Raw genomic sequence first — 14,822 nt, 5'->3', positions numbered from 1 at the left:
GTTTACATGTCTCAGTTTACATCACAAGAAATATACGATTCTATTGAAAAATTTTTAAATCAAAAAATTTCCAGAGAAACTTCGCTGTATGAAGTTTTTGAAGATTCCATCCAGATGTTCCGATTTTTAGGCGAAGCCAAGGAAACTTTCGGAATCGAATTCGGCATGCTAGATTTGGTTAAAGCAGAAACAATCGGCGACTTGGTGGATAAAATTCAGGAAAAGCTCAGCAAAGGAGCCGATGTCGAAAAAAAAATCCCCTTGACACCAATGCAGCAGTCCTACCGTCTAGGGCGTGAGCAGAATTTCCATGGTTCTGTTAATTCTACTCATTTTTATTTTGAAGTAGAACACGCTCTAGACATTGACAAAGCCGAAGATTGCATCCGTAAGCTCATCGAAAAGCACGAAGCGCTCCGAGCATTTGTCGAAGACGAAAACCAGTGCATCCTCGCCAAGGACATCAGCAAGAATTTCAAGATTGTACGCGAAGCTGTTGCAGAGAGCGATTTAAAGCAACACCTCGATCAAAAGCGTTTACGCGCACAAACCGAAATGCGCGATCTCGGCAAATGGCCGCTGTTCGACATTACGAACATCACAACCGAAAAGCGTTCCATTGCGGCCGTTGATCTAGAGCTCATGTTCGTTGACGGATTAAGCACACAGGGACTCGCCTCCGAATTTCTGTCGCTCTATCACGAAGGAGTTTTGCCATCATTCGACTTTGAAAATAACCCGCAATACGTTGAATGGATCAAGTCCCGTAAGGACAGCGCAAAACACGATCGCGATGCTGAATTTTGGCACAATCTCGAAGCCGATATTCCCGCAGCGCCGAAGTTCCCCATCATAAGCGCAAACGATAACGAAGCTAACATCTGCAACCGCGTCCAAAAAATATTCAGCAAAGAGACACTCCGCAAAATGGAAATCACCGCCCGCAAAAATGGCGTCACTTCCAGCGTTGTCCTCTTCTATCTTTATCTGAAAACGCTCGCAAGATTCAGCGAAAGTGGCGATTTCTCCGTCAACATCACCATGCTCAACCGCCCTTACGGCATTGAAGGCATGGACCACATCATCGGCGATTACACAAGCAACGTCATCTTTGATTTTTCATCGAAATCGCTTGACGGCCTGAATGTCCGCGACACGCTCCAGAAAGTTCGCGACCGCATGTACGAACGCATCGACCACAGCGCTTACGAAGGCGTCGAAGTCATTCGCGACTTGATCCGTCAAAAGCAGATTGACAAAGACAATCCGATGCCGATTGTCTTTACAAGCATGCTCTTCGGCAAGCTCCCTGAACCGCAAGGTTTGCAGGTAAATTACATTCAATCGCAGACTTCCCAGGTCAGCATCGATAACCAGATTAGCAAAACGCACGACGGCGGACTCTTGATTTCATGGGACTATCTCGAAAAGATTTTCCCGAAAGATTTCATCGCCGAAATGTTCCAATTCTACAGCGAATCCATTGAAGAATTCGCAGCAAGCGCCGACTTCGCAAGCCCAGCCATCAATGTTGAAAAAAGAGTGGAAGCTTACAACAGCACTGCAAAGACATTCAGCATTGAGCATCCGATTGCATACTTGCAGCGTTCCTTTGCAAAGTTCCGCGACAACATCGCATTGCAAGATGGTGTCATGACGACCATGACTTACGCTGAACTTGAAGATTCCGTACGCAAGGCCATGTTCATGCTCAAAATACAGGGTGTGACATGCGGCGATTCCGTCGCCATTCTCTCGCAAAAGAATTTCTCGACCGTCATCACAATCCTTGCCACGATGGGACTTGGCGCGACATACATCCCCGTTGATGCCAAGTGGCCTGAAGACAGAAAGGATTACATTGTCAAGAATTCCAATTGCAAGCTGTTGGTAGAACCGCAAAAACTTGTAGAATCGCCAACCCGCGAACGCGCCGACTTTGCGCCGAATCCAGATCTCAATGCCACCGCTTACGTCATTTACACTTCCGGAAGCACAGGCGTCCCGAAGGGAGTGCTCATTTCGTATGCAGCAATGATGAACACCATCATCGACATCAACGAGCGCATGGGCGTAAACGAGAACTCCACAATTCTCGGACTTTCTTCGTACTGCTTCGACCTTTCCGTGTACGATATCTTCGGCACATTGATTGCAGGCGGCAAGCTCGATATCGCAAAAGACATTCGCGAAACCGATGAAATCCGCAAATTCATGGACAGTTCCAAAAACATCTTGTGGAACTCCGTCCCTGCCGGCATGGAACTTTTCATCGACAGCCTTGACGAATCCTACACCAACAACGAACTCAAATCAGTCCTCCTGAGCGGCGACTGGATTTCCGTTTCGCTCCCAGAACGCATCCGCAAGCATTTCCCCAACGCCCAAATTTACAGTCTGGGTGGCGCAACCGAAGCATCCATTTGGTCCATCTACTTCCCGATCGTGCAAGTGGATCCGACATGGCAAAGCATTCCTTACGGCTATCCGCTTGCAAACCAGACGATTTACGTTCTGAACGAATCGCTTGAAATCTGCCCGCCCGAAGTCCAAGGCGAAATCTATATCGGCGGCGTTGGCGTCGCTCAAGGTTACGCCAACAGCGAAGAAAAGACGAAGGCCGCATTCATCGACCATCCGAAATTCGGCCGCATTTACAAGACCGGGGATTTCGGGCGTTTCTCGACGAACGGCTATGTCGTATTCCTCGGCCGCAAAGACAGCCAGGTCAAAGTCGGCGGCTACCGCATTGAACTCGGCGAAATCGAGCAGCGCATGAACGCCATTGCATCTGTCGATAGCGCCATTGTCGTTCTCGACACGAACAAGCAAATTGTCGCATTCTACACAGGTACGCAGCAGGACAAGGAATGGTTCAAGAACGAGCTTTCACAGTTCCTGCCCGCATACATGATTCCGCACAGGTTCATCCACCTGGATGCAATGCCGTTATCGTCCAACGGAAAGCTCGACCGCAAAACGCTCATGCAGAATCTCTCCGCAGGCTCAGTGAACACTGCAAATGCAGTTGAAACCAAAGCTGCGGTCGTCCTCACCGAAACGCAATCCGTGATTATCGACATCTGGAAATCGGTTCTCGAACTCAAGGAAATCGATTGCAGCCTCGACTTCTTCGAACTCGGCGGCGATTCCATCAAGGCTCAAAGAATCGCTCAGCGTATCGACCAGAAATACGGCATCCGCGTTCCGTTCGTATCCGTACTGAACGCACAAAACGCAAGGGATTTTGCCGAATCCGTCGAAGACATGATTGTTCCCAAAAGTGCAGCCGATGCGCTTTCCGCCACGGATTCTGGCGAATCCGGCAAAGGCACGGAATTTCCGATGACGGGCGTTCAGCTCGCCTACTTGAACGGTCGCAACGAACACTTTGAACTCGGCAAGTACAACGCCCATTATTACTTCGAAATCGAATCGCAATATACGGTTCCCGAAATCGAAAATGCCATCCGCAAGGTCGTGAAAAAGCACGACGCTTTCCGCGCCATATTCCTCCCCAACGGAACACAGAAGGTTCTCACCGATGTTCCCGATTACAAGATGGAAGTCGTGAAATGCACCTCGGCAGAGCGAGAAAAAGAAACGCTCAAGATCAGGAACGATCTTTCGCACCACATCTACAAGCACGACGAATGGCCGCTTTTCACATTCAAGGCTGTCGATTACGGCGAAGAAACCCGCACTGTTTTCGTGAGCTTCGACTTGATGGTTTGCGACGGTGACAGCATGCAAATCTTCTTCTCGGATTTGGGACGCGTCTTGCGCAAGCAGCCGTTCGAAGAACGCATCGGCTACTCCTACGAACGCTATGTCCGTGACCTATCTCGTTCTCGTGACGAAAAGCGTTACGAAGAAGATAAGGCATATTGGATGGAACGATTGCCGACATTCCCCGAATACCCGCATGTGCCACTTGCACAAAAAGTTTCAGACTGTACAGAATACACGATTACACGAAAGCAAGATGTTATTTGCAAAAAGACCTGGAGCAACTTCAAGAAGGTCGCCAAAGAACATCGCATTTCGCCATCGGCACTGCTTTGCACCATCTACGCCAAGGTTCTTGAACGCTGGAGCAATCAGCAAGACATGGTGCTGAACTTGACCGCATTCGAGCGCAAGCCGTTCCACAAGGATGTCGAAAAAATCATCGGCGACTTTACCAAACTCTTGCCACTCGCACTTTCGATGAACGAAAACGACTTGTGGAAACAGGCTTCCGATGTGCAAACGCGCATCATGGACGGTCTTGAGCACTTGTCTTACGACGGCACCGAAATCATGCGCGAACTTGCCAAATCAAGGAACCAGTTTGGCAAGGCTATTCTGCCCGTAGTCTTCACCTGTGTCTTGTTTGACGCGCCTGAAAACTACTACGAAGTTCTCGGCAAGCTGCGTTATTCCATTTCGCAGACTCCGCAAATTTTCATTGACAACCAAATTGGAGAAATGGGCAAAAAGCTCTACGTCACCTGGGACGTTGTCAAGGAAATGTTTGAACCTGAAATTATCGACCAGATATTCAAGGACTTTGTCGAAAACATCCGTTACATCGCCAACGGCGAAAACAAGCTCCATTTCCCGGAACTCAAGAACGTATGGAATAACTACAACCCCGCTGTCGGTGCAACTCCTGTAAAAAACCTGCATGGGCTTGTCAATAGCGCCATGCAGAATTTCAAGGACCGCACAGCCGTTATCGGAAAAGATTCAGCGCTTACCTACGCGGAACTCGACATTCTTTCGAACCGCATCGCAAACTACCTCCACGATAACGGGGTCATTCGCGGTGACCGCGTTGCTGTTCTCGGCGAACGCATCCCGGAAACGATTGCAAGCATTCTCGGCATCCTCAAGGCCGGTGGCGTCTACGTTCCTATCGACGTATCGTACCCCAAAGAACGCGTAGACTTCATCATGCAAGATGGCAACTGCAAATTCCTGCTGAAAAAGTCCTATCTCGAATCCAAGGGAATCTTAAGCTACAGCGAAAAGATGCTCCCAGCCATCAACACGCCCAAAGACGAAGCCTACATCATCTACACTTCCGGTAGCACAGGCAAGCCCAAAGGCGTCATCATGCAGCACGGAGCGACCGCAAATACGATTATCGATGTCAACGAACGACTCGCCCTCAACGAAAACGACGCGCTCATCGGCATTTCTTCGATTTGCTTCGACCTTTCCGTGTACGACATATTCGGCGCTCTCAGCAGCGGCGCAAAGCTCGCTTTAGTGAGCGACGCGCGTGACATGCGCGAAGTCTGCGAAGTACTCAGTACGCAGAACGTGACCGTCTGGAATTCCGTTCCCGTGCTTTTCGACATGGCGATGAAGCACCGCATTTCGGCAAACGATTCAAGGAATCTTTCGCTCCGCAAGGTCCTCCTTTCGGGTGACCGCATCCCGCTTGACATTTGCACAACATCGAAAAATGCGGGCTGCAAGGCAGACCTCATCAGTCTCGGCGGCGCTACCGAAGCGGCCATCTGGTCCATCATCTACCCGTTCAGCGAAGTGCGAGTGGATTGGGACTGCGTACCTTACGGCTACCCGATGAAGAACCAGACCTTCTACGTGCTCAACGCCGATTTGAAGCTCTGTCCGCCAGAAGTCCAGGGCGACCTCTACATTGGCGGCGTGGGACTCGCCAAGGGCTACAACAACGATCCCGAAAAGACAAGCAAGGCATTCATCAACCATCCGAAACTTGGCCGCATCTACCGCACCGGAGACTTGGGCAAGCTCAAGACCGAAGGTTACATCGAATTCCTCGGGCGTTCCGATACGCAAATCAAGCTCAACGGATTCCGCATTGAACTCGGTGAAATCGAAGCCGCATTGATGCACACGGGACTCGTCACACGAGCTGTCGCTGCACTCAAGGATGTTCCAGGGAGCGGCAAGCAAATCATCGCCTATGTTCTCGGCGCCAATACCGAAAATGCAGAAGCTACGCTCAAGAGCGAAATATCCAAAACGCTCACAGGCTACATGATTCCTTCAAGAATCGTCACGATGGATTCTTTCCCGCTTTCTGCAAACGGCAAGGTTGACAAGAAGCAGCTCCCGATTCCGGAAGCGCCCATTGCAGCGGCCGCACAAAACGCAACAAGCGCGACCGCAAACGAGAACATCTCCGATGAAGAAAAAGCAATGCTTGAACTCTGGCAAAGCGTTTTCGAGAATCCAGGCATCACACTTGACGATGACTTCTATTCTATCGGTGGTGATTCCATCACCTTGATGAAACTCGTCGATAAGATTGCGCTAGACCTCAAGAAAACCGTAAGTATCGACCAGATTCTCCAAGCCAAGAGCATCAGGGAATTCATAACTCTCATCTATTAGCAAAAAAGCTCTCCTTAGTAAAAATCAGCGTCGGGTACAAAGCCCGGCGCTTCTTGTTTTCGCACTCGTCACCAGAACATTTACACCCGTCATCCTGAGCGAAGCGAAGAATCCAGTCAAGTCAAGCACTGGATCCTTCACGCTACGCGTTCAGGATGACGAGTCTCACGCAAAAAAAATATGACGCACCGTTTGGCACGTCATACTTTTTCTTCTATGGGAGTCTGGATTTTTTAGAAGATCATAAAGCCTAGATTAAATTAATCCTTAGTAGGAACGATGAAATAAGCATCGCCAGAAGAAACGTCCATTTCCTTTTTAAGCTTATTTGCCTTTACATCGTAACGGTAAATAGCGGATTTCTTACCGTCGTTATGTCCAAAGATAACAGTTCCATCCGTATCAAGGCGGATTGACGGAGCAAGCCAGGAAAGCGTCGGGCCAAGATCAAGATTTGTGATCTTCTTTTTCTTCATGTCAATCAGGATGGGCTGCCATTCGTAATTGTTCATGTTTGACGGGTCTTCGAAAGTACCGAACAAGGCAACATACTTACCGTCACCAGCATAAGCACCACCGGTCATAAGGCCACCATATTCGACTCTCTTTCCCTTATATGCACAATCATTCAAGCGAAGGACATAATCCTTATCAAATTCCGTTTCGCCCTTCTTGATGCGGACATAACCTTCCTTGTAATCTTCACCGAGCATGCCGAACATGGCCATAGCATAGAAGTAGATATCGCCATTTTCATCAACAAAAGCCATCGTGTTATTCATATCGTCATAAATACCAAGATAAGCCGTCTTGTCTTCCTTGATAACTTTTTCCACCTTATCCGTAGCAATATCAACAATAGCAACAGAACCATACGGGGAGCCGACACCCTGTTCAATATCAATCATCTGTGCAAGCGAGACATAGATTTTGCCATCGCGAATAACGGCGGAACTCGGAGCCGCAAGCTGGGCACCCTTATCCGGTGTAAACTTCACTTCGCCCAATTTCTTCAATGTCTTCGGGTTAAGAGCGGTAAGCTTGTCACCATACGGCTCTTCGACATACATCTTATTTTTGTCCACAAAAATGAACATGAGAGACGGACCGGACGTAATCTTGTACGTTGCCGTGGCCTTTTCCGGCATGCGGCCTTTCTTATCCAGTTCATAGCGGGACAATGTCGTAGACGAGAAGTCCTCACTTACCATCAACGTATAGACGGCACCATCAAAATAGGCGACGCTTCCTGTAGACGGGCCTTCATCAAAATTTTCAATGAGCTTCTTTTGGTTATCAGTGAACTTGCCCACGCCATAATACTGAGCATTATCCACTTTAAACGAAAGCGCATAATTAGCGGATTCAGAATCCTTTCCAGAGCCGTTGTCATCGGCATTGGAACCCGTGTCATCACCGCAAGCCGAAAGAGCAAGGCTCAGCGATGCCGCCAAGAAAATATTTTTAAAGAGGTTTTTCATGTTTTATCCTTTGTTTATATGTTAAAATTCAACTTTGTAAAGAATGCGCGGCCCATCTTGGATTCACCAAACTTGTCATAGGCTGTTACATCCATAAGATTGTGCAATTCAAAATTCCAGGAGAGCTTATTCGCCCAAATGGAATATTCAATACCGACATCCTGCGTAAATGCGCTCGGGATTACACGCTTCTGTTTCTTTGAAACTTTCCAGGAGTAGTAATATTCATCCGTATAATTTGCAAGCCAATAGACCTTGAAGAAATCTTCAGCAAAGAACAAGTCTCCTGCATGGAATTCCACGCCAAAATTTGTATAGAATCTCGGGATATTCGGAACAATCCAGCCTTTAGAAATTCCATATGTACGGTCGTCTTCACGGCTGCGCACATCCTGGAACGTCATATTCCACGAAAGATTCACATATTCATTCACATCAATGTTGGCTTCAATTTCAAAGCCCTTTGTCTTTGTTCCAGAGCTGTTATAGCAAGGACGCGGCGTAGAAGAGAACGGGCTAATGTAAATTCGGTCATCCATGAGCAAATAGAACCCGTTCCATTCAAGATGCAATTTCAGAATAAGCGGAAGTTTATCCAGATCGACATCAATGCCCGCAGTAAAATTATTCGATTTTTCAGGCTTCAGGGTTGGAGCGCTGGCAACATAAAGTCCATCGCCAAAAATTTCATCACGGGTCGGGAACCGCAAGCTATGCTGGAAGCCTGCGCGCAAAGCAACGGCATCAATAATTTTCCATCTTATATTTTCGCTGTAGCCAAAATCCTTCTTATCAATATTCTCATTTTTCAAACGAGTAATCTTGTCTTTTTCATTATCGGCATTCAGCTTGTAATAGAAGCCTTTCACACCAAGCACATTCTGAAGACGCGAATCAAAAAAGTTGTTTTCCAGGGAAAGGCCGGACACAATAGAATAATCATAGCCATCAAAAGGCGTATTATTGATCGTCCGGACCAAAGTAAGCTCATCCTCGAATTTCTGGGAATCATATTTGTACAAGCCACTCCATGTAAGGGAATGGTTGTCATTAAAGGAATAAGCGACATTCCACGGCACATTTATGGAGAATTTAGAGTATTTGGCAAGAGAGGGCGCTCCGATAGCGCGTTCACCTAAAGGTTCATCAGACACGCGTGTATCAGTCTTGTCCCAGCTGTAAAAATACACAGAGCTTGTATCCACTAAATTTGCTTCAGATGTAGAAAGATTAAAAGCAAGCCCTGCGGACAAGCCATCCAAAAAAAGCTTAGACTTTTCGAGACCCAAAGAAAGCCCCAAGCCATCACCATCCATAGTCATCTTTTCTACTCGATGCGAAGTCGCCTGCACCTGCATAAACGATTTAGCATAAGAGCCGCCAACAGAAACTTTATCGAACCAGAAATTATTCAAGTTGACAAATGGCGCAATGTTATAGCTATAGTATTGGTTATGTTCACGCGTCACCGTTGTATCCATGTACGGCGTTGTGAATCTGTAATCGTTATCGGAATAGTTGTAATAAGCGGAAAGCCCTGTTTCTACAGAACGCTGTTTAGTAGAATCTACAACCCATACATACTTTGCATCAAGGGAAGCCTTGTGCGTATTGAAGCTTCCGAAGGAATACGACCCAGCAATAGAACTTTCAGGCAAATTGCGCGTCACGATATTGATCACGCCACCCATGCCATCCGTCGCAAAGCGTTCCGGCACATAGCTTTTGTAAACTTCAATGCGGTCCACCTTGTCAATAGGAATATCATTGATTGAAAGCGAGCCGTTTCCATTATCCACAGGGACGCCATCGACAAGGACTTTCACGTTCTTGCCTTCCATGCCGCGGATATTGATTTTACTTTCACCGCCAAGGCCGCCCGACTGACGGATTTTCACGCCGCTAGAACGATTTGTCGCTTCGGCAATTGTCGCACTCGAGCCTTGCAGTTCCTTTGTATCCAAGACCTTGACCGATTCGGCCTTCGTCTTTGTATCAACTGGAGATGTCTCCGCTTCACTTTCGTCTTCAACCGACAGGCCGTCAAGAACCGTAACATCAGAGATCTTTGCTGCACTTTCAGAATTAGAAGCCTCAGGAGCAGGCTTTTCACTCACTGTTGCCGGTTCATCAAAGAACGCATCGTCATAGCTTGTAACTTCATCAGTCTGTGCAATTGCACAAGCAGAACACAACGCAACAGAAAACGCAATTTTCTTTTTCATTTTCGAAAACCCTAATTCCAACTTGGACGAGTAAAAATAAATTAAGCACCTATAATTCATCTACTCTAAACAGTTTTAAAACAATCCGATTAGACTAAGCTAATTTCTCGTCATTCTGAGCGGTTGTTATATAAACAAGTATGGCGCACCGTTCGGCACGCCATACCCGCTTCTATTGTAGTCTGGGTTTTTCGAAGAAGTCTTAAAGCACCCACAACGCAATGTGGTAAACTATAAACGCCAAGCCTAGCGAAATTGCAAAGTAGTAACCCGCAATTGTAAGCATCCACTTGAGAGAATGTGTTTCGCGATACGTTGTTCCCATTGCAAGCACACAGGGAATATTGAACATCGATGCAAAAATAAACGCGAGAGCTTCCGGAATTGTAACCACAGCCCGCATCATTTCGCCAAGATTTGCACCAGCCTCATTACGGGCAACAAGCGAGAACGCATCACTTGTACTTGCGAAAACAACGCTCATCACGCCAAGAGATGCTTCCTTGCTAAAAACACCGCCCAAATACGAGATAAAGAGTTGCCAGCGCATACCGAAAATCTGCGTAAACGGTTCAATTGCATTTCCAATCGTGTAAAGGACACTGTGTTCAACAATGCCGTCTTTCGAATAAGAAACAATCCAGAACAGGAGGGACACAAACCAAATGACAGCAATCGCCTTCTTGAAAACCGCCCAGACATTACGGGCAACCGTCTTGAACAAAATCTTCCAATGCGGCTTGTGGTACGGCGGGAGTTCCATGATCATGCCCACACGTTCGTTCACAGGCATCAACTTATTTCCGAAAAGCTTTGACGAGAGCCAGAACGATGCAAAAATCATCGCCACGTAAATCACGCCAAAGAGCGGAGCCGCCGAGCCAAAGAACACCGACGCAAGGAAAAGCACAACGGAGACTTTAGCACCGCACGGGATCGACCACAAAAGCACCATTGCAAACAAGCGCTGTCCACGTGTATCCAGGACGCGTGTACCGCAGACAGCGCCACCCGTGCAAGCAAGGCCCGAAAACAGCGGCATAAAAGCCTTGCCATGCAAGCCGAGTCGAGAAAGCCACGAGTCAAACACATACGAAGATCTTGCCAAGTAACCAGTATCTTCCATCAGGCCAAATGTCACGAGAATCGCAAAGACAAAGCTCATCATGGCAACAGTCACAGCAAGGCCGCCAATGATAACGCCATTGATAAGCGACGCCACAGAAGGCCACCAGCCAAGCTTTTCACACATCTGGATCACAAACGGCTCTGCGACATGCTGGAACCCAAAGCTTCCTGCAATAATCGGGACCGCAATCATCATGCTCACTGCAAGCGTAAACACGAGAATAAAGAAAGCGACAATTTTGCCCCAGATGCGGTGCGTCGCAATCTTGTCAAATCGAGAAAGCTTTGCTGTCTTTTCTTCGCCCGAAGATGCTTCACGGAGAACTTCAGAGACAAAGCGGTATTTTGCCTCGCCCGTCAGAAGGCCGCCATCAGAACCTTCAGAATCAAGAATCCCCTTGATTTCTTTCCAATGTTCCGGCGTCACCGCCGTTTCGATTTCCGAACGCACAAGCGAATCATTTTCCAAAAGCTTTGACGCCATCCAGAATTTTTCGCGATTGTCAAACTTCAAGGACGCAATCAGATCTTCAAGCTTTTTCAGATTTGCAACGCGCGCTTTATCGCCTTCACGTAAAGCAATTTCGCGGATTTTTTCCGATGAAATCGTCGCCTTTTTCTCGATCGCACGACTCAGCGTTTCAAAGAATTTCGGATAGCCATCCAGATTCGCCGCAGTAAAACCAAGCACAGGAATGTTCAAGAGCTTTTCGATTTTCTGGACGTCAATCTTTTTGCCTTTCTGCTCGGCAACATCCATCATGTTGAGCACAAGCATCACCGGGCTTTTCACGCCCGCAAAATCCGCAAGCATGTAAAGGCTGCGTTCCAGCTGCGACGCGTCAACGATAACGCAGACAATGTCTGCGTAACCATGTTCGATGTAAGTACGCGTTACGACCTCTTCGGCAGAGTTTGCCGTAAGCCCATAGCTGCCCGGCAAATCGACAACGCGATAAAGTTCTTCACCCTGCGTGAAAAAGCCTTCCGCCCTTTCCACCGTTTTTCCGGGCCAGTTGCCGACATGCTGATGCGAGCCCGTCAATGCATTAAAAAGCGTGGACTTGCCGGAATTCGGCTGTCCCAGCAAAGCAATCGTTCTCATGCCATCTCCACATCAATCTGCATGCATTCTTTGCGGTTAATCGCAATCATCGTATCGTGCGAATACACGAGAACCGGGGAACGCCCGTCATTTTGCAGCACCAAGAACGGGCTGCTCGGCGGAAGCCCCATCGACACGACGCGAGAGATGAATCGGGAATCCCCGTTAATCTTTTGAATCAAGCCCTTCTGATTTTCCTGTAATTCAGACAAACACATTCCTATAACCTCCTTCTATTTAAAGCTGTAGCGAATCTTTGTTGCAAAACTCCTACCCGGTTTACTTTCACCAAACTTGTCGAACGATTCGCTATCCGTGATGTTATCGACTTCAAAGCTCCAGCCCAGTTTATTATCCCAAAGGGAATATTCAACGCCAATATCTTGCGTGAACGAGGATTTAATTTTACGGCTCTGGCGGGAGCTAATCTTCCAGCCGTAGAAATATTCATCTGTATAATTTGCAGACCACCAGACTTTCAAGAAGTCTTCCTTGCCAAACAAATCACCCATATGGAATTCTGCGAGATAGTTCATAAAGAATCGCGGAATATTCGGCACAATCGCCTTCTTCGGGACACCCTGCTTCGCCGTATATTTCATGTTGCGCAAATCCTGGAAAGTCCAGTTCGTCCCGAGCAAAACCCATTCATTCACATCCAGCTTTACATCACCTTCGTAGCCCCAGCCACGAATCGGATTCATGTTAAAGTAAGGCGTAGACATCTGAGCCGAACTCATATAGTGAATTCGATTCTTGTAGTACGAATAGAACACGTCGCCATCAAAGCGGAGCCTTGTCACAAGCGGCAATTCCTGCAAGTCTACAGAAATTCCAAAGTTGAAATTATCAGCCTGTTCAGGCTTGAGGCTTGTCGCCGCACTCACGCGAATGCCATCGCCAAAGAGTTCTTCAGGAGTCGGCAAGCGCACTGCATGCTGATACGAAGCTTTCATGGAAAACGGTTTTGCCACCTTGAACATCAAGCTTTCATCATAGCTAAAATCGTTGTAATCGTTCGATTCTACCGCAGGTTCAATCAGAAGGCTTGTCGGCATATTCGAAATCTCTGCCTTCATGTAATGGAACTTGAAACCGAGAAGATTCTGGAGGCGCGAATCAAAGAAATTATTTTCAAGCGAAAGTCCCGTCGTCACCGAGAAAACTTCTCCTGGAAGGCCCGCCGTATTAAACTGAGCCTTTTCAGAGCCGTAATCGTCTTCAGGATTTTCCTTGTGGTATTTGATGAGCGTATTCCAGTAAATCTTTTGATCCTTAATAAACTGGTAATCAAAATTCAGCAAGTTGTTGAAATCATAGATCTGCACCGTACGCAATCTCGGAAGTCCCATGGACACAAGTTCACCCACATTTTTTGACGCCGTATCGCAGCTAAACCAGTTGCGGCAATGGACTCGGCTCGTATCGATGATTTTATTTTCAGCAAAGCCAAACGAAAAATGGTCACTGAAATTCAGATCTTTAGCAAAGAAATTTTTCTTGTCCAGTCCGAGCGAAGCTCCAAAATTATAACCCTCAGCCCTAGATTCTACAATGCGATTTTCAACACCTTGGATCTGCTTGTCAAGCGCACCAAAGCTAGCACCGAGCGAAATCTGGTCAAACCAGGCGTTCATCAAGTTCGCAAAAGCTTGCACATTGTAAGAAGTGTAATGGTCATGATCGCGAACGACGCTCGTATCTTCGCCTGTAGAACTCTTCATGTACGGCGAAGTGAATTCGTAATCGTTATCGGAATGGTTAAAGTAGCCAGACACGCCAATTTCGAGGCTTGCAGCGCCAGCAATGCTATCAATCAAATGGCTTGCAGCAACGGATGCCTTGTGCGTATTGAAACTCGAAATACTGTAAGATGCGTCAATCGAATTTGCATTGCGCTTCTTGGTCACAATGTTAATGGCACCGCCCGCGCCGTCTGTTGCAAAGCGCGCCGGAATATAGCCCTTATAGACTTCAATATCCGCAATTTGATCGATGGGAATATCGTCAAGTCCCAAATTTCCTTGCGTTTCGACAGGAACGCCATTGACAAGCACCTTGATGTTCTTGCCTTCCATGCCGCGAATATTGATTTTGCCTTCGCTGCCCATTCCGCCAGACTTGCGGACTTTCACGCCAGAAGCAGAATTTATAGCCTTGGAAACGCTCTTGCTCGTATTTTGCAATTCAGCAGCGTCAATCGTAGAGACCGTTTCTACCTGTTTTGCAATGGCAGCTTGCTCCGCTTCAGATTCCGTCTCGACCGAAAGTAGATCCAGCTTTGTGACATCTTCGGAACTCGCAGAACCGCCCGCAGCATCGCCGCGCGTTTCAGAAACGCCAACATCAGTCGTAGAACTTTCCGCGGCCGGTTCATCAAAATCTTCGAACGAAGTAACTTCATCATCCTGCGCATAAGCAGAAACAACGGCAAATGCCGCAACAGCGGCAAAAGAAACAGCAAACTTACGAATATTCATCTTCAATAAAACCCAGACTCGTCATCCTCGG

General features: G+C 47.4%; 6 protein-coding genes. 1 reads left to right on the top strand and 5 read right to left on the bottom strand.

The genetic code is table 11. The features are described from left to right. Nucleotides 1-6: 6 nt before the first annotated feature. On the top strand, nucleotides 7-6,372 hold the full coding sequence (locus tag ACJMM9_RS15120) for an amino acid adenylation domain-containing protein (protein WP_405328760.1): 6,366 nt from the start codon (nucleotides 7-9) through the stop codon (nucleotides 6,370-6,372). A gap of 260 nt (nucleotides 6,373-6,632) precedes the next feature. Here ACJMM9_RS15120 and ACJMM9_RS15115 read toward each other — a convergent pair whose 3' ends face one another. The 5 genes from ACJMM9_RS15115 to ACJMM9_RS15095 all read right to left on the bottom strand — a co-directional run bounded on the left by ACJMM9_RS15115 (nucleotide 6,633) and on the right by ACJMM9_RS15095 (nucleotide 14,791). Beyond that, the gene (locus tag ACJMM9_RS15115) at nucleotides 6,633-7,853 is read right to left on the bottom strand and encodes a hypothetical protein (protein ID WP_405328758.1); all 1,221 of its coding nucleotides are present in this window, start codon (nucleotides 7,851-7,853) and stop codon (nucleotides 6,633-6,635) included. A 14-nt stretch (nucleotides 7,854-7,867) separates the two neighbouring features. Further along, nucleotides 7,868-10,078 (bottom strand): TonB-dependent receptor plug domain-containing protein, encoded by a 2,211-nt coding sequence (locus ACJMM9_RS15110; RefSeq protein ID WP_405328756.1) that lies wholly within the window; start codon nucleotides 10,076-10,078, stop codon nucleotides 7,868-7,870. A 202-nt stretch (nucleotides 10,079-10,280) separates the two neighbouring features. Then, nucleotides 10,281-12,311, bottom strand: coding sequence for a ferrous iron transport protein B (gene feoB / locus ACJMM9_RS15105; RefSeq protein ID WP_405328753.1), 2,031 nt, complete (start codon nucleotides 12,309-12,311; stop codon nucleotides 10,281-10,283). Then, nucleotides 12,308-12,529, bottom strand: coding sequence for a FeoA family protein (locus ACJMM9_RS15100; RefSeq protein ID WP_014546404.1), 222 nt, complete (start codon nucleotides 12,527-12,529; stop codon nucleotides 12,308-12,310). The genes feoB and ACJMM9_RS15100 overlap by 4 nt, the downstream gene beginning before the upstream one ends. Before the next feature lie 15 nt (nucleotides 12,530-12,544). After that, nucleotides 12,545-14,791, bottom strand: coding sequence for a TonB-dependent receptor (locus ACJMM9_RS15095; protein WP_405328752.1), 2,247 nt, complete (start codon nucleotides 14,789-14,791; stop codon nucleotides 12,545-12,547). Nucleotides 14,792-14,822: the final 31 nt, after the last annotated feature.

The sequence above is a fragment of the Fibrobacter sp. genome (assembly GCF_045112255.1).
Classification (GTDB): domain Bacteria; phylum Fibrobacterota; class Fibrobacteria; order Fibrobacterales; family Fibrobacteraceae; genus Fibrobacter.
The sequence above is the reverse complement of the archived record's forward strand: the minus strand, read 5'-3'. Positions and strand labels throughout refer to the sequence as shown.